This window comes from Mycobacterium sp. GA-1285 (assembly GCF_001499905.1).
Taxonomy (GTDB): domain Bacteria; phylum Actinomycetota; class Actinomycetes; order Mycobacteriales; family Mycobacteriaceae; genus Mycobacterium.
In genome coordinates this window covers 32,834-48,188 of the sequence record NZ_LQIS01000007.1, presented here as the reverse complement: position 1 = coordinate 48,188, position 15,355 = coordinate 32,834, and the positions used below count along the sequence as shown (strand labels likewise).

The 15,355-nt window shown below is 66.5% G+C and carries 17 protein-coding genes; 8 read left to right on the top strand and 9 right to left on the bottom strand.

Annotated elements, in window-relative coordinates; translation table 11 throughout:
• Positions 1-18: 18 nt before the first annotated feature.
• The 4 genes from ipdE1 (at position 19) to fadA6 (ending at position 3,828) form a co-directional block, all read left to right on the top strand.
• On the top strand, positions 19-1,200 hold the full coding sequence (ipdE1, locus tag AU193_RS05810; RefSeq protein WP_064421411.1) for an acyl-CoA dehydrogenase IpdE1: 1,182 nt from the start codon (positions 19-21) through the stop codon (positions 1,198-1,200).
• Positions 1,197-1,985, top strand: coding sequence for a (5R,7aS)-5-hydroxy-7a-methyl-1-oxo-2,3,5,6,7,7a-hexahydro-1H-indene-carboxyl-CoA reductase (gene ipdF, locus AU193_RS05805; protein WP_064421410.1), 789 nt, complete (start codon positions 1,197-1,199; stop codon positions 1,983-1,985). Before ipdE1 ends, ipdF begins: the two co-directional genes overlap by 4 nt.
• Before the next feature lie 93 nt (positions 1,986-2,078).
• Complete coding sequence (gene kstR2 / locus AU193_RS05800) at positions 2,079-2,663, top strand: TetR family transcriptional regulator KstR2 (RefSeq protein WP_064421483.1); 585 nt, start codon at positions 2,079-2,081, stop codon at positions 2,661-2,663.
• A 7-nt stretch (positions 2,664-2,670) separates the two neighbouring features.
• Complete coding sequence (gene fadA6, locus AU193_RS05795) at positions 2,671-3,828, top strand: steroid 3-ketoacyl-CoA thiolase FadA6 (RefSeq protein ID WP_064421409.1); 1,158 nt, start codon at positions 2,671-2,673, stop codon at positions 3,826-3,828.
• 14 nt (positions 3,829-3,842) lie between these two features.
• Here the strand turns inward: fadA6 and AU193_RS05790 are convergent, their stop codons facing one another.
• Genes AU193_RS05790 through echA20 form a run of 7 tightly spaced genes read right to left on the bottom strand, consistent with a single transcriptional unit; the run spans position 3,843 to position 9,863 of the window.
• Positions 3,843-4,955: an NDMA-dependent alcohol dehydrogenase gene (locus AU193_RS05790; protein WP_064421408.1), complete on the bottom strand. Its 1,113-nt coding sequence runs from the start codon at positions 4,953-4,955 to the stop codon at positions 3,843-3,845.
• Positions 4,956-5,000: 45 nt separating this feature from the next.
• Positions 5,001-5,726, bottom strand: a complete 726-nt coding sequence (locus AU193_RS05785; RefSeq protein WP_064421407.1) for a hypothetical protein — start codon at positions 5,724-5,726, stop codon at positions 5,001-5,003.
• On the bottom strand, positions 5,723-6,376 hold the full coding sequence (locus AU193_RS05780; RefSeq protein ID WP_064421406.1) for a SatD family protein: 654 nt from the start codon (positions 6,374-6,376) through the stop codon (positions 5,723-5,725). Before AU193_RS05780 ends, AU193_RS05785 begins: the two co-directional genes overlap by 4 nt.
• 43 nt (positions 6,377-6,419) lie before the next feature.
• The gene (gene ipdC / locus AU193_RS05775) at positions 6,420-7,496 is read right to left on the bottom strand and encodes a (3aS,4S,5R,7aS)-5-hydroxy-7a-methyl-1-oxo-octahydro-1H-indene-4-carboxyl-CoA dehydrogenase (RefSeq protein WP_256364328.1); all 1,077 of its coding nucleotides are present in this window, start codon (positions 7,494-7,496) and stop codon (positions 6,420-6,422) included.
• Entirely contained in the window at positions 7,493-8,239 is a 747-nt protein-coding gene (gene ipdB, locus AU193_RS05770; protein WP_064421405.1) for a cholesterol ring-cleaving hydrolase subunit IpdB, read from the bottom strand. Before ipdB ends, ipdC begins: the two co-directional genes overlap by 4 nt.
• A complete protein-coding gene (ipdA, locus tag AU193_RS05765) occupies positions 8,236-9,111 on the bottom strand; it encodes a cholesterol ring-cleaving hydrolase subunit IpdA (RefSeq protein WP_064421404.1) in 876 nt (291 codons plus the stop codon). Before ipdA ends, ipdB begins: the two co-directional genes overlap by 4 nt.
• A complete protein-coding gene (gene echA20 / locus AU193_RS05760) occupies positions 9,108-9,863 on the bottom strand; it encodes a (7aS)-7a-methyl-1,5-dioxo-2,3,5,6,7,7a-hexahydro-1H-indene-carboxyl-CoA hydrolase (RefSeq protein WP_064421403.1) in 756 nt (251 codons plus the stop codon). Before echA20 ends, ipdA begins: the two co-directional genes overlap by 4 nt.
• A 92-nt stretch (positions 9,864-9,955) precedes the next feature.
• Here echA20 and AU193_RS05755 point away from each other — a divergent pair, with 92 nt between their 5' ends.
• The 3 genes from AU193_RS05755 (at position 9,956) to AU193_RS05745 (ending at position 13,251) form a co-directional block, all read left to right on the top strand.
• Complete coding sequence (locus tag AU193_RS05755) at positions 9,956-10,711, top strand: SDR family oxidoreductase (RefSeq protein WP_172798227.1); 756 nt, start codon at positions 9,956-9,958, stop codon at positions 10,709-10,711.
• Between the two features lie 18 nt (positions 10,712-10,729).
• Entirely contained in the window at positions 10,730-11,647 is a 918-nt protein-coding gene (locus tag AU193_RS05750) for an SDR family oxidoreductase (RefSeq protein WP_064421401.1), read from the top strand.
• Between the two features lie 221 nt (positions 11,648-11,868).
• Entirely contained in the window at positions 11,869-13,251 is a 1,383-nt protein-coding gene (locus tag AU193_RS05745) for a PE-PPE domain-containing protein (protein ID WP_253867638.1), read from the top strand.
• A 15-nt stretch (positions 13,252-13,266) separates the two neighbouring features.
• Here the strand turns inward: AU193_RS05745 and AU193_RS05740 are convergent, their stop codons facing one another.
• The gene (locus AU193_RS05740; RefSeq protein WP_064421481.1) at positions 13,267-13,722 is read right to left on the bottom strand and encodes a nitroreductase family deazaflavin-dependent oxidoreductase; all 456 of its coding nucleotides are present in this window, start codon (positions 13,720-13,722) and stop codon (positions 13,267-13,269) included.
• A 23-nt stretch (positions 13,723-13,745) separates the two neighbouring features.
• Here AU193_RS05740 and AU193_RS05735 point away from each other — a divergent pair, with 23 nt between their 5' ends.
• Positions 13,746-14,126: a hypothetical protein gene (locus AU193_RS05735; RefSeq protein ID WP_064421399.1), complete on the top strand. Its 381-nt coding sequence runs from the start codon at positions 13,746-13,748 to the stop codon at positions 14,124-14,126.
• Here the strand turns inward: AU193_RS05735 and AU193_RS05730 are convergent.
• Positions 14,123-15,286, bottom strand: a complete 1,164-nt coding sequence (locus AU193_RS05730) for a steroid 3-ketoacyl-CoA thiolase (protein ID WP_064421398.1) — start codon at positions 15,284-15,286, stop codon at positions 14,123-14,125. The genes AU193_RS05735 and AU193_RS05730 overlap by 4 nt on opposite strands.
• Positions 15,287-15,355: the final 69 nt, after the last annotated feature.

Sequence of the window (15,355 nt, the reverse complement as noted above, 5' to 3'; positions counted from 1 at the left end):
GTAGGTTAGCCTACAAGGGTGATTGACGTCGAGGAGTTCCGGGCCGAGGTCCGCGACTGGCTCGCCGACAACCTCGTCGGGGAGTACGCCGCACTGAAAGGCCTCGGCGGCCCGGGCCGAGAGCACGAGGCTTTCGACGAACGCCGAGCGTGGAACCAGCACCTGGCGTCGGCCGGGTTGACGTGTCTGGGTTGGCCCGAGGAGCACGGCGGACGCGGACTGTCGGTTGCGCACCGGGTGGCGTTCTACGAGGAGTATGCGATCGCGAACGCTCCAGCCAAGGTCAACCACTTCGGTGAGGAGTTGCTCGGGCCGACGCTGATCGCGTACGGCACTCCCGAACAGCAGAAGCGCTTCCTGCCCAAGATCCTCGACGTCACCGAGTTGTGGTGCCAGGGCTACTCCGAGCCGGGCGCGGGCAGCGACCTCGCCAATGTGTCGACCACCGCCGAACTCGACGGCGATCAGTGGGTGGTCAACGGGCAGAAGGTGTGGACCTCGCTTGCCCACTGGGCGCAGTGGTGCTTCGTCGTCGCCCGCACCGAGAAGGGCTCCAAGCGGCACGCCGGGCTGTCCTATCTGCTGGTGCCATTGGATCAACCGGGTGTGGAGATCCGCCCGATCGTCCAGCTGACCGGTGATTCGGAGTTCAACGAGGTCTTCTTCGACGACGCGCGCACGGACGCGTCGTTGGTGGTCGGCGAGCCTGGTGACGGCTGGCGGGTGGCGATGGGCACGCTGACCTTTGAGCGTGGGGTGTCGACGCTGGGTCAGCAGATCGAGTACGCCCGCGAGCTGTCCGGCGTCGCCGAGATGGCGAAACGCACTGGCGCGGCCGACGATCCGCTGATCAGGGAGCGGTTGACACGATCGTGGGCCGGCCTGCGGACCATGCGCTCGTATGCGCTCGCGACGATGGATCTCGGGCAGCACGGGAGCCGCCCCAGTGGCGACATGGGTGGCGGTCAAGACAACGTGTCGAAGCTGTTGTGGGCCAACTGGCATCGCGAGCTCGGCGAGATCGCGATGGACGTGCTCGGTCGGGACGGCCTGACGCTGACCGACGGCGACTTCGATGAGTGGCAGCGGCTGTATCTGTTCTCGCGTGCCGACACGATCTACGGCGGATCGAACGAGGTGCAGCGCAACATCATCGCCGAGCGGGTGCTCGGCCTACCCCGAGAGGTCAGGCCTTCGTGAACTTGTCAGAAGCCCCTGAAGAAATTGAGGGACACGGCCTGCTGACCGGCAAGGTGGTTGTCGTGACCGCGGCCGCCGGCACAGGGATCGGATCAGCGGTGGCGCGCCGGGCGCTGCTCGAAGGCGCCGACGTCGTGGTGTCCGACCATCACGAGCGGCGACTGGGTGAGACCCGCGATCAGTTGGTCGAGCTCGGCCTGGGCCGGGTCGAGAGCGTGGTGTGCGACGTCACCTCCACTGCGCAAGTGGACGCGCTGGTCTCCTCGACGACGGCGCGGATGGGCCGACTGGACGTCTTGGTCAACAATGCCGGTCTCGGCGGGCAGACGCCCGTCGTCGACATGACGGACGAAGAGTGGGACCGCGTCCTCAACGTCACGCTGACGTCGGTGATGCGCGCGACGCGGGCGGCGCTGCGGTACTTCCGCGATGCCGACCACGGCGGCGTGATCGTCAACAACGCGAGCGTATTGGGTTGGCGCGCACAGCACTCGCAGTCGCACTACGCCGCTGCCAAGGCCGGGGTCATGGCGTTGACGCGGTGCAGCGCGATCGAGGCGGTCGAGTACGGCGTGCGCATCAATGCGGTCTCGCCGAGCATCGCGCGGCACAAGTTTCTGGAGAAGACCAGCAGTGCGGATCTGCTGGATCGGCTGTCGGAGGGCGAGGCGTTCGGCCGCGCAGCCGAGCCGTGGGAGGTCGCCGCGACGATCGCGTTCCTGGCCAGTGACTACTCCAGTTATCTGACTGGAGAAGTGATTTCGGTGTCGAGTCAGCGGGCTTAGCCAACAGTGCTGTCGGCAGCCCGAGCTGGAGTAGCCGAGCAAGCGCTTGGTTGATACCCTGTGGCGGTGGATCAGGTGCCACAGAAGCAGCCGGTGAGCCAGCCGCCGACGCGCCGGGAGGAGCTCCTCGACCTCGCCGCGACGATGTTCGCCGAGCGGGGCCTGCGCGCGACGACAGTGCGCGACATCGCCGACTCCGCGGGCATCCTCTCTGGCAGCCTGTATCACCACTTCTCGTCGAAGGAGGAAATGGTCGACGAGGTTCTGCGGGGCTTTCTCGACTGGCTGTTCGCGCGCTACCGGGAGATCGTCGACACCGAGCCCAATCCGCTGGAGCGCCTCAAGGGCCTGTTCATGACCTCGTTCGAGGCCATCGAGCACCGGCACGCGCAGGTCGTCATCTATCAGGACGAGGCCAAGCGGCTGACCGGCCAGGAGCGGTTCTCCTACGTGGAGCAGCGCAACAAAGAGCAGCGAAAGATGTGGCTGGACCTGCTCAACCAGGGCGTCGAAGAGGGCTATTTCCGGCCCGACATCGACGTCGATCTGGTGTACCGGTTCATCCGCGACACCACCTGGGTTTCAGTCCGCTGGTATCAGCCTGGCGGACCGCTCACGGCCGAAGAGGTCGGCCGTCAGTACCTCGCTATCGTTCTTGGTGGCATCACGAAAAAATGAGGAAACCATGACTCCAACATCACAGGCCTACGTCATCGACGCCGTTCGCACCGCAGTCGGCAAGCGCAACGGATCGCTGGCCGGAGTGCACCCCGTGGATCTGGGCGCTGCCGCATGGCGCGGGCTGTTCGACCGCGTCGACGTGGATCCCGGCGCGGTCGACGACGTCATCGCCGGCTGCGTCGATGCGATCGGTCCGCAGGCCGGCAACATCGCCCGGCTGTCGTGGCTGGCGGCGGGCTATCCCGAAGAGGTGCCCGGTGTCACCGTCGACCGCCAGTGTGGGTCCAGCCAGCAGGCGATTTCCTTTGGCGCACAAGCGATCATGTCGGGGACGGCCGATCTCATCGTGGCCGGCGGTATGCAGAACATGAGCCAGATCCCGATCTCGTCGGCGATGACCGTCGCCGAGCAGTTCGGATTCACCTCGCCCACAAACGAATCCAAGAGCTGGCTGCACCGGTACGGCGATCAGGAGATCTCACAGTTCCGCGGCGCGGAGTTGATCGCCGAGAAGTGGGACATCTCACGCGAGGAGATGGAGCAGTACTCGCTGACGAGCCACCAGCGTGCGCAGGAGGCGATCCGTTCCGGTTACTTCGAGAACGAGATCATCCCGGTAGAAGGGTTCGCCACGGACGAGGGCCCCCGCGACACCTCGCTGGAGAAGATGTCCGGGCTCAAGACCTTGGTCGACGGCGGCCGGTTGACCGCCGCGATGGCCAGCCAGATCTCCGACGGCGCCAGTGCCGTGCTGCTGGCCTCCGAGCAGGCCGTCAAGGACCACCGGCTCAAGCCGCGCGCCCGCATCCACCACATCAGCGCCCGCGGCGCCGACCCGGTGTTCATGCTGACCGGGCCGATCCCCGCGACGGAGTACGCGTTGAACAAGACCGGCCTGTCGATCGACGACATCGACACCGTCGAGATCAACGAAGCCTTCGCTCCGGTCGTGATGGCCTGGCTCAAGGAGACCGGCGCCGACCACGCGAAGGTCAATCCCAGCGGCGGCGCGATCGCACTCGGCCATCCGCTGGGCGCGACGGGCGCGAAATTGTTCGCGACGATGCTGAACACGTTGGAGCGCACCGGCGGTCGCTACGGCCTGCAGACGATGTGCGAAGGCGGCGGCACCGCCAACGTCACGATCATCGAACGCCTCTAGCCGCGGTCACGACCTCAGTGGTCGTGCAGGATGACGCCGCGGATGTTGCGCCCGGCCCGCATGTCCTCGTAGCCCTCGTTGACCTCGGCCAGCTTGTACTCGTGGGTGACGGTCTCGTCGAGCAGCAGCTTGCCCTCGCGGTACAGGCTGAGCAGGCGGGGGATGTCGGCGCGGGGGTTGGCCTCGCCGTAGAGGCTGCCCAGCAGTCGCTTCTGGAACAGCGTGAACATCATCAGGCCCAGCGTCGGTGTGGCGTCGGTCATCGAGGCGATCGCGGTGGCGACCACGGCTCCGCCCTTGCGGATGATGTTCATCGCATCCTCGATCATCGAGCCCTCGAGCAGGCCGACGGTGAGGATCGCCGAATCGGCCATCACGCCGCGGGTCAACTCCGTGACCAGCGCGGTGGCCTCCTCCATCGAGGTCACGAAATGCGTGGCGCCGAACTGTAAAGCCTTGTCGCGCTTGGTTTCCACCACGTCGACGACGATGATCTTCTCCGCGCCCGCCAGCCGCGCACCCTGGACCGCGCCGCTGCCGATGCCGCCGAACCCGATCACGACGACGATGTCGCCGGGCGCCACATCGGCGGTGTTGACCGCCGAACCCCAGCCGGTGGTGACGCCGCAGCCGAGCAGGCACGCGCGCGACAGCGGGATGTCGTCGTCGATCTTGACCACCGACGCCTCGGGCACGGTGCCGTACTGGGAGAAGGTGCCGACGAGCGCCATCACCCCGACGTCCCGGCCGCGGGCGCGGCGCCGGTAGCTGCCGTCGAGCTGGGTTCCGGTCATGATCATGGCGCCGAGGTCGCACAGGTTCTGGTGGCCGGTCGAGCAGAACCGGCACCGCCCGCAGGCGGGCAGGAACGAGGCGACGACGTGGTCGCCCGGCGCCAGGCCGATCACGCCGGGTCCGACTTCGCGGACGATGCCTGCGCCTTCGTGGCCGCCGATGAGAGGAAGCGGTCCCGGCAGGTCGCCGGTGCGGACGTGTTCGTCGGAGTGGCACAGCCCGGTCGCTTCCCAGGACACCAGCACTTCGCCGTCACGGGGCGGGTCGAGATCGATTTCTTCGACGGTCCAGTCGGATCCGTACTCCCAGAGGATGGCCGCGTTGGTCTTCATCGAGCCGAGTCTAGGAAGCCGACTCGGCGGCCGTGGCGTATTCGGTCACAGGGTCAGCGCGAGCCCGCCGAGTGCGACGATCCAGCTCGCGAAGCTGCCGACGAGAAAGTACTCGGTCACTTCGTCGATGCCGATGCCTCCGTTCTCCCGGGCCTTCTGGGCATTGATCTCGGGAAACCGGATGATGCTCTTGGCGGCGACGACCGCTGTGGCGGCGGTGAGCTGGCCCGCCAGCCCCAGCCCGAGGATGAGCACCCGCTCCATCGGACCGAGCAGCCTGCCGCCCTTCAACCGGTCCGAGGCCTGCGGCTCGCCTGCCGGCTTGACCGCGCCGACGGAGCCAAGCACCAAGCGCACCAACTGATTTCCGGTGACCAGTTGCATCAACATCACGCCGACGATCATCAAGAGCCGGTCGGGGGACACCGCGATGCCGACCCATGCCGGCCACCGCGCCGCCACGCCCGCCACCTCCGAGCCCAGGCCCGAGAGCAACAGCAGCAATGCCAGCGCACCGCCGAAGACGACCAGCGGTGTCACCTGGCGCCGGCCGGTGCGTTCGGCCCGCGCACTCAGCACCACCCAAGCGACGCCGGCCATCGCCGCCACAACAAGCAGCACGATGTCGCCCCATCGCCACAACCCTGCCGTCGCCGCGCATCCGATCACGACGAGGGGCGCCGCCGCGGCGGACAACCACACCCGATCGACGAGCCGTCGAAGGACGTCGGCGGTACCCATCGCGATCAGCAGCACCGCGACCGCGCTCATGGCACGTCCCGCAGATATTGTGCCGCGAGCAGGATCAGGTCCAAGCCGTCGCGGCCCGCGCGTTGGGACACGGCCGACGCGCTGATGCCCTCCGCGGCCGCGATGTCCTTCTTCGTCTTGCCGGTCAACAGTCCCTTCACAATCCTCAACGAGCGGTCGTCGAGCGATCCAATCAGATGGTCCCGACACAACAGCGCGGCGTTGATCGCGTCGAGGTCGTGGCGGACGTCGTCCTCGGCCCGAAACGACGTGCGCACCAACGCCAGCCCCGGTTGGCGTTGTGCGGAGGCGGTCCACTCGATCGCCTCGCGGGCGGCCCACCAACCCGGCCCGTCCTGGATCCCGGAGTCCGAATCCAATATCGTCACCGCGCCCCAGCCGATGCCGAATCGAACGTCGATCCCCGGCGCCACGGCCAGCCGAATGGCGAACGCCGCTTCGATCGCCGCGCCGACCGTCCGATAGCTGCCCTGAAACTCGTCACCGACCGTGAACGCGGGTGCATCGAGTGCGCCACCGGCGGCCTCGACGAGCGCCGTGCTCAGCGCACGATGCGTGGCCGTTCGATCGGCCAACCGGCGTGAGCCGATCACGTCGCCGATCAGGGTCGCGCGACGGTTTGGTGAAGACGATCGCTTCAAGGCCGACATATGAAGATTATAGCTTCACTACCAAGGAATTAAGCAATAACCTTCACTGGACGTAATCACTGGCTCGCCGCAGGTGCTTGACCGCGTCGGCCACGATCGTCTCGATCAGCTCGGCGCAGGACGGCAGATCATGCAGGATGCCGGCGACCTGGCCCGATGCCAGCACGCCCGCGTCCGTATTGCCTTCTACCAGACCGGCTTTGAGGAGCATCGGGGTGTTGGCTGCCATCAGCACCTGCGACCACGTCAACTCCTTGCCGTGCCGCATCTCCAGGCCGTCGCGGATCATCGACCGCCACGTCATGCCCGACATCTTCTTGAACTTCTGCGCGTTGCGGACAGCCGCGGAGAACCCCCGAAGCCGCGATCCGCTTTCCAGCTTCTCCACCAGGCCGGTACGCAGCACCCGGTGCGGCATCCCGTCGACGCGGGTGGATACGACGGTGCCGTCCAGCCCCGATTCCAGGTATCGACGCTTGACCGCATCGGGAACCGTGGAATCCGACGTCAGCAGAAATCGCGTCCCCATGGCGACGCCTGCAGCGCCGTAGGACAACGCCGCCGCAAGCCCGCGGCCGTCGAAGAAGCCACCCGCCGCCACGACCGGGATGTCGACCGCGTCGAGCACCGACGGCAACAGCAGCGTCGTCGCGATCGGCCCGGTGTGGCCGCCGCCTTCGCCGCCCTGCACGATGACCGCGTCGGCGCCCCAGCCCGCCACTTTCTTGGCGTGCTTGGCCAGACCGACCGACGGAATCACCACGACGCCCGCCTCTTTGAGCTTGGCGATCAGATCGGGTTTGGGCGCCAGCGCGAACGAGGCGACCTTGACGCCCTCGCGGATCAACAGGTCGATGCGTTCTCCGGCGTCCCCCGCGTCCGCGCGGATGTTGATGCCGAAGGGCTTGTTCGTGGCGTTCTTGACCTTGGTGACCGCTGTCTGCAGTTCCTCGAGCGTCATGGTCGCCGACGCCAGGATCCCCAACCCGCCGGCGTTCGACGTCGCCGAGACCAGCCGCGCGCCCGCAACCCAGCCCATGCCGGTCTGGACCACGGGATGCTCGATGCCGACGAGCTCGGTCAACGGCGTGCGCAGCGTGGGCTTGCCTGGATTGCTCACCGGATTTCCTTGTCCCGCAGTCCCTTGGGATCGATCACCTCGCGGATCAGTTTCTGCTCGTCGTCGGTGGGGAGCCGGGTCTGCTCGGCGGAGTCCAGCCCGTGCACCTCGAACGAGGTGTTCTCGGCGACCTGTTCGGGCTCGATACCGGGATGCAGCGACACGGCCCGCATCTGATGGTCGGGACCGGTGAAGTCGAACACACCGAGATTCGTGATCACCCGGTACACGTTGACGAACCGGAATGCCGGGTTGTCGGGATCGACCTTGTCCCAGCCGATGCCCGAGACCACGTCGACGGATTCACCGAACACGCGCTTGGAGTGGTTGCCCACCCAGTAACTCGTCGTGTGGTTGATGGAGTTGCCCGGCGCCCCGCGCACGCCGAACATCTGGCGGGTCGGATGCTGCAGCGGTCCGAACGCCGACAGGTTCTGGTTGCCGTAGCGGTCAATCTGGTTGGCGCCCATGACCACATGGCGCCGCCCCCAGGCCAGCGTCTCGAAGACCCGCCCGAACGGCATCCACCCTTCCATCGCCCCTGCGGCGCCGAGCGCCGGCGTGTCGGCCAGCAGGCGCGCCTCACCGTCGGTCAGCAGAATGCCGGGCGAGAAGGTCAGCCGGGCCAACCGGGCGCCGATCGAGACCATGGTCGTCATCGGGCTGACCATGATCTCGCCGGCGTCGCGGAACAGTTCGGCGCATGCGACGGCGCACACTTCGGCACGAGACACCGACATCATTGTTGCTCCTTGAATTCTCGCACCGCGGCCTGGTAGTCGGCCTCCGTTCCGGACAGGTAGGTCTGCACGAACTCCTGCCACGCGTCGTCGGATTTCGCCGCCTCGGCGTAGTGCCGCTGAAACTTCTCGTCGCGACGATAGTCGGGCTCGGCCGTCGTGAAGTGCGCACCGTTGGGTGCCTCGACGACGGTGTCGACCATCATCCGGTTGATCAAAAGCGCCTGCGGCGGAACCGCTTTGACCAGCTCGCCGGTCGGCACCACCCGCTCGACCGACAGGAACCGGCGTTCGGCGGCCATCAGGTACAGGTCGTCGAAGTAGGGGTCGATGCCGGTGTAGGCCGCATTACCTTGCGCGTCACCGAGATTCATGTGGACGAACGCGGCGTCCAAGGTGAGCGCGGGCATCGCGATGAGTTTTTCGTAGCCCCCGCCGGTGGGGTAGGGCGACCGCACGGTCTTCAGCTCGTCGCCCCAGAACGCGCGGACGTCGCTGCCCAGCCCGGCGCGGATAGGGAGGAACGGCAGGCGCTGAGCCGCGGCCTGCAGGCCGCACCGGAGCATGCCCTCGTCCATCTCGCGGGCCTCGATCGCGCCGCTGGTGCGCGCCTTGGCGAACCACGGATCGTAGAACGGCGGCGAGTCGAGCGACACGAAGCCGTAGTAGACGCGCTTCACCTTGCCCGCCGAGCACAGCAGCCCGAGATCGGGGCCGCCGTATGTCACCACGGTGAGGTCGGTGACATCGGTGCGCAGCAACGCCCGCACGAAGGCCATCGGCTTGCGCCGGGAACCCCAGCCGCCGATTCCGATGGTCATACCACTGCGGAGCTGCGAGACGGCGTCGTCGACCGTGGTTCGCTTGTCGCTCATTTGGATCCCTTGTCAGTCCCGGCGAACGCGTCGCGATGCTCATCGGCCACCCCCGCGAGATTGAGCTCGAACGTGAAGCCCTGCTCCATCCGGTAACTCGAATTCACCTTCTGCACGTCGATGAAATTCAGCGCCTCCTTGGCCGCCCGGATCACCCGGGTGTCCTTCGCGGCGATGTCGCGCGCGACGCGCAACGCGGCTTCGTCGAGTTGGTCGCGTGGCACCACCTCGTGCACGGAGCCGAAGTGGTGCAGCGTCGCCGCGTCGACTGTGGCTGCGGTGAAGAACAACCGCCGCATCATGTGCTGCGGCACCAAGCGCGACAGGTGTGTTGCCGCGCCGAGCGCGCCGCGCTCGACCTCCGGCAGCCCGAACGTCGCGTCATCGGAGGCGACGATGATGTCGGCGTTGCCGACCAGGCCGATACCGCCCCCGACGCAGAAGCCGTTCACGGCGGCGACCACGGGAACCGCACACTCGTAGACGGCTCGGAACGCGGCGAAGCAGCCACGGTTCGCGTCGATCAGCGCGGTGAAGCCCTCGGTGCGCTGCATCTCCTTGATGTCGACTCCGGCGTTGAAACCGCGACCCTCTGCACGAAGGATCACCACGTGCGTCTCCGGGTTCGCACCGGCCTCGGTGATTTCATCGGCTAGTTCGAACCAGCCGCGCGACGGGATCGCGTTGACCGGGGGGTAGTCGACGGTGACCGAGACGATGCCGGGTTCTGTGAGGGTGGTGGTGATGGTCATCAAGGCTCCTCAGTAACTCCGAGCACTTCCAGGGGACGGTAGGAAAGCAAGCACTTGCTTGGTACGCTAGCACAGTGACCGACCTGCAAGATATGAACTTCGGCCTCAAGGACAGGGTGGTCCTGGTGACGGGTGGCGTGCGCGGCGTCGGCGCGGGCATCAGCGCCGTGTTCGCCGATCAGGGCGCCACGGTCGTCACGTGTGCCCGCAGGCCGGTCGAGGGCCTGCCGTACGAGTTCCACGCATGCGATGTGCGTGACGACGATGCGGTCGCCTCGTTGATCGAGACCGTCGGTGAACGTCACGGTCGTCTCGATGTGGTCGTCAACAACGCGGGCGGATCGCCGTATGTGCTCGCCGCCGAGTCGTCGGCGAAGTTCAGCCGCAAGATCGTGGAGCTCAATCTTCTTGGGCCACTCTCGGTTTCGACCCACGCCAACGCCCTGATGCAGAAGCAGGAGCGGGGCGGGGCGATCATCAACATCGCGAGCGTCAGCGGTCGCCGGCCGACCCCGGGCACCGCGCCCTACGGGGCGGCCAAAGCCGGCATGGAGAGCCTGACCTCCACCTTGGCCGTCGAGTGGGCGCCGAAGGTTCGCGTCAACTCGGTGGTGGTCGGGATGGTCGAGACCGAACAGTCCGAACTGTTCTACGGCGACGCCGATTCCATCGCGGCGATCTCGCGCAACGTTCCCCTCGGCCGGCTTGCGAAACCGGCGGACGTGGGTTGGGCCGCAGCGTTCCTCGCCTCCGACGCGGCGTCCTACATCAGCGGCGCATCGCTCGAAGTTCACGGCGGCGGCGAGCCGCCACATTACCTGGCAACCACCACTGCCGACATAAAGTAATCAAGGGAGACAACGGATATGGGTTTGCTCGACGGCCGTGTGGTCATCGTGACGGGATCAGGTGGCGGCATCGGCCGCGCGCACGCGCTCGCGTTCGCCGCCGAGGGCGCCCGCGTGGTGGTCAACGACATCGGTGTGGGCCTCGACGGGTCACCCGCGGGCGGCGGCAGCGCCGCGCAAAGTGTCGTCGACGAAATCACCGCCGCCGGAGGGGAAGCCGTCGCCAATGGCGCCGATGTCGCCGACTGGGCCCAGGCCGAGGGGTTGATCCAGGCCGCGGTCGACACGTTCGGCCGACTCGACGTCCTGGTCAACAACGCCGGCATCGTTCGCGACCGGATGTTCGCCAACACCAGCGAGGAGGAGTTCGACGCCGTCATCGCCGTACACCTCAAGGGGCACTTCGCCACCATGCGGCACGCCGCGGCGTATTGGCGCGCGCAAGTCAAGAGCGGAAACACCGGCCCCGACACCCTCAACGCGCGGATCATCAATACAAGCTCGGGCGCCGGCCTGCAAGGCAGTGTGGGACAAGCGAATTACAGCGCCGCCAAGGCGGGCATCGCCGCCCTGACCCTGGTGGCTGCCGCCGAGATGGGGCGTTACGGCGTCACGGTCAACGCCATCGCGCCATCGGCGCGGACCCGCATGACCGAGACCGTGTTCGCCGACATGATGGCCACCCAGGATCAGGACTTCGACGCGATGGCGCCGGAGAACATCTCCCCGCTGGTCGTCTGGCTGGGAAGCGTCGAGTCGAAGGACGTCACCGGCCGCATGTTCGAGGTCGAAGGTGGCATCGTCCGGGTCGCCGAGGGCTGGGCACACGGGCCTCAGGTCGACAAGGGCGCGCGGTGGGACCCCGCCGAGCTCGGCCCGGTGGTCACCGATCTGCTCGCCAAAGCGCGTCCCCCCGTGCCGGTCTACGGCGCCTGAGCCCCGCCGATTGCACCGCCGGAATCGGCCAGTAGCAGCGGCACGTTGCTGAGACGACGAGCGGTTCTCGATCCGCCGGCGGTGCATGAGACCCCAAACTCCCAGTCGACCAGCGTTCTCGGGCACCAGGGTGGTTACGATCTTGAAGCGGTGTTAGATTTGCCCGGTCCGGGGGTCACGGCATGCGCCCACCCATGTGGGCACGAGTGGGGGAGGTTCGCGTGGCCGCGAAACATCGCAGATCTTCACGCGCGTCGGCGGTCGTCGCGCGGGTGCTGGGCCCCGGAGGTCTGGCGGCCGCCGCGGTAGGCGTGACCAGCGTGTCGACGGCATTGATGACCGGTACCACGACGGCCGTCGCGCCCGCAGTGGACCTGGTCGCGCTGGTCACGCCGGCCAACTCGACGTCGCAGATCTTTGCCGGCACGACGTACTACGGCACAGATTGGACAACGGTGTACGGCGAGCAGCATGTCGTGCCGTTCTTCTTAGGCCCGCAGGGCATCAAGAACGCGATCATCGAGCACAGAACCGATCCTGAGAAGACCGGCGTCGTGTCCTCCGGATGGGGTGCGGGTCAAACCGGAACCGCGCTCAAGCAGATGTCGGATTCGGAGAAGGACAACGTCGCCTTCGTCATCCTCGACAACAACACCAACCGGGCCGGCGGCGGCTTCTGGACGACCTACGCTCCGTTCGCTCCCCTGTTGGCAACCTCGGCGGAACCGACGTCCAAAGATCTAGGGGTTCCGGCGCTCGATGTCGCATACGAGTACAACATCAACTCAGACGCTCCGGTCGATCCCCTCAACCCGTTCGCTGTCGGGAACAGCCTGGCCGCTTATCTGTACGGCTATGGCGCGCAATCGAACACCGTGATTCCGGACGAGGTGATGAAGGAAGCGCTGAGCACGGATCCCAATACCGAGCACTACGCCTATGTCATTGACTCGCAGGGAAACATTCTCAACAAGCAGAAGCTGCCGGGTAGTCGAACCACGTACGTCACGGTCCAGTCGGAGAACCTGCCGCTGACCCGTCCGCTGCGGTTGCTCCCTGGTGGGAACATCGTGGCCGACGCAATCGATCCGACGGTGACCCAACTGGTCAACGCCGGCTACAACGACGGCAAAGGCTTGCCCGGCCATCCCGCGATACCGAAAGATCCGACGGTGACGCGGCCTATGCAGCCGGGGTCGTCGTTGACCGCTTTGAGTGGAGGGCAGGTATCCACTCTGGACGAGCGGGACGCGGGCTCGCCCACTGCGGTCGAGAGCGGCGGGACGGTCAGCAACTTGACGACCGATAACCTCGATGAAGCCGACAATTCGCCGGTCGTCGCGTCGCAGTCTCGGTCGACGCCAACGAGCCCGCCGGTGTCAGGAAGCACGGTTCAGCGCAGCAGTCCGAACAAGTTCGCTCCGAAGCTGCCAGGGGAGGATCGCGCGCCGTCGAACGGTTCGTCGGCAATCGGTCGAAACGGCCTGAACGACTTCGCCGACAGGGTCAACGACACGGTCAACAGAGTGACGAGCCGCTTGACCGGCGCGAAGCCGAGCGCGTCGGACGGCGCGAAGTCGAACGACACGCCGTCCACCAAGTAAACGGCTGCCTTCCGGTCAGGGTTCGCAGACCACCAACGGGATCACGCGCTCGGTCCAGGACTGGTAGTCCTCGTAGGTCGGGTACATCTCGACGAGCCGCGGCCAGTACTTCGCACGTTCCTCCTCGGTGGCGTCGCGCGCGACCAGGTCGAGTACCTCGCGTTTGATCTGCACCTTTACCCGCGGATCGGCCTTGAGGTTCAGGTACCACATCGGATGCTTGTCGCTGCCGCCCTTCGACGCGGCGACGATCACCTTGTCGCCATCGCGGTGGAAGTACAGCGGGCTCACCCGCGGCTGCCCGGTCTTGCGGCCGGTGGTCGTCAGCAGCGCCACCGGGATGCCCTGGAACTCGCCGCCGAGTCCTTCACCGTTGTTGCGGCGGTACAAGAACGTGTTGAGCCTCGACATCCACTTGACGAAGACGTCCGAGGCTTTCGTATCCATGAACCGTGGCCGCGACTTTGGCATGGCGATCATCTTATGCTCGGTCGATGGGCACACTTCCTGACACCGATCGCATCGCGGCCGCCGAATCCTATATCGATGCGCTGGTCAGCCATCGGGCCGACGACGTCCCGTTCGCGCCGGACTGCATCAGGATCGAGAACGGCCTCAAGACCGGCTTTTCGGGTGCGCATCTGCGGCGCAGCCTGAACCGCGGACCACAGTTCCGAATCATCTCGGCGATCGTCGATCGGGAATTCAGGGTCGACGGCGACGAAGTGCACGCAACGTTCACCGTCGTCACCAAGCCCAGAATCGCCGGGCGCCGCGTGGTCACCCACACCGAGGAGACCTTCCTCATCCCGGCTGACGACGGGAGGATCCACCACATCCGCGCGCGCGTGCGCCCGGCACTGCTGCGCGACTAGATCCGTTCGATGATCGTCCCGGTGGACAGCGCACCGCCGGCGCACATCGTGATCAACGCGGTGCTCTTGTCGGTGCGCTCCAACTCGTGCAGAGCGGTGGTGATCAACCGGCTACCGGTGCTGCCGACGGGGTGACCGAGGGCGATCGCGCCGCCGTTGACGTTGACGCGGTCCATGTCGGGTTCGTGCACCCGCGCCCACGAGAGCACGACCGAGGCGAAGGCCTCGTTGATCTCGACGATGTCGATGTCGCCCATCTTCATGCCGGCCTTTTCGAGCACCTTCGCCGTCGACTGAACCGGCCCGTCGAGGTGGTAGTAGGGCTCGGCGCCGACCAGCGCTTGGCTGACGATGCGGGCGCGGGGCTTCAATCCGAGCGCGCGCGCCTTATCCTCGTCCATCCACAGCACCGCCGCCGCACCGTCGGAGATCTGCGACGAGGTACCCGCGGTGTGGATGCCGTCCTCGAGCACCGGCTTCAGCGCTGCCAAGCCCTCGAGGGTGGTGTCACGCAGACCTTGGTCGCGCGTCACGACGTGGCGCTCACTGGTGGGCTGCTTCTGTTCGTCGAGAACCGGAGCCTCGATGCCGCTGATCTCGCGGTCGAACCGGCCTTCGGCCCACGCCTGCTTGGCCTTGCGCTGTGATTCGAAGCCGAACTGGTCGATCTCCTCACGGGTGATCCCGCGACGTTTGGCGATCCGCTCGGCGGCGGTGAACTGGTCGGGCAGGTCGATGTCCCACGACGCCGGCCGCAGGATGCTGCGGTCGGGTCCGGCGTTGGCGCCGAGGCCGACGCGGCTCATCGCCTCGATGCCGCAGGCGATGCCGATGTCGATGGCGCCCGCCGCGATCAAACCCGCGACGAGCCCGTTGGCCTGCTGGCCGCTGCCGCACTGGCAGTCGACGGTCATCGCCCCGACGTGCTCGGGCAGCCCGGCCACCAACCAGCTCACCCGGGTGATGTTGTTGGACTGTTCGCCGTACTGTGTGACGCAGCCGCCGACGACCTGCTCGATGTCGCCGGCGTCGATCCCGGCCTTCTCGACGAGAGCCTTCTGGGTGGCGCCGAGTAACTCAGTGGCATGTAGGCCCGACAACCAGCCGTTGCGCTTTCCGATGGGGCTGCGGGTCGCTTCAACGATGACAGGGTTACCCATTCCGTCAGGCTAGAACACGTTTCATTACTCTGACAAGCGACGTTGATGACCTGCCTTTTATCTGCGCAG

Coding starts and splice junctions, on each gene's coding strand:
- fadA6 (WP_064421409.1), top strand. CDS start 2,671: ATGACTCCAACATCACAGGCCTACGTCATCGACGCCGTTCGCACCGCA.
- AU193_RS05790 (WP_064421408.1), bottom strand. CDS start 4,955: ATGAAGACCAACGCGGCCATCCTCTGGGAGTACGGATCCGACTGGACC.
- AU193_RS05785 (WP_064421407.1), bottom strand. CDS start 5,726: ATGAGCGCGGTCGCGGTGCTGCTGATCGCGATGGGTACCGCCGACGTC.
- AU193_RS05780 (WP_064421406.1), bottom strand. CDS start 6,376: ATGTCGGCCTTGAAGCGATCGTCTTCACCAAACCGTCGCGCGACCCTG.
- ipdB (WP_064421405.1), bottom strand. CDS start 8,239: ATGATGTCGGTGTCTCGTGCCGAAGTGTGCGCCGTCGCATGCGCCGAA.
- ipdA (WP_064421404.1), bottom strand. CDS start 9,111: ATGAGCGACAAGCGAACCACGGTCGACGACGCCGTCTCGCAGCTCCGC.
- echA20 (WP_064421403.1), bottom strand. CDS start 9,863: ATGACCATCACCACCACCCTCACAGAACCCGGCATCGTCTCGGTCACC.
- AU193_RS05755 (WP_172798227.1), top strand. CDS start 9,956: ATGAACTTCGGCCTCAAGGACAGGGTGGTCCTGGTGACGGGTGGCGTG.
- AU193_RS05750 (WP_064421401.1), top strand. CDS start 10,730: ATGGGTTTGCTCGACGGCCGTGTGGTCATCGTGACGGGATCAGGTGGC.
- AU193_RS05740 (WP_064421481.1), bottom strand. CDS start 13,722: ATGCCAAAGTCGCGGCCACGGTTCATGGATACGAAAGCCTCGGACGTC.
- AU193_RS05735 (WP_064421399.1), top strand. CDS start 13,746: ATGGGCACACTTCCTGACACCGATCGCATCGCGGCCGCCGAATCCTAT.
- AU193_RS05730 (WP_064421398.1), bottom strand. CDS start 15,286: ATGGGTAACCCTGTCATCGTTGAAGCGACCCGCAGCCCCATCGGAAAG.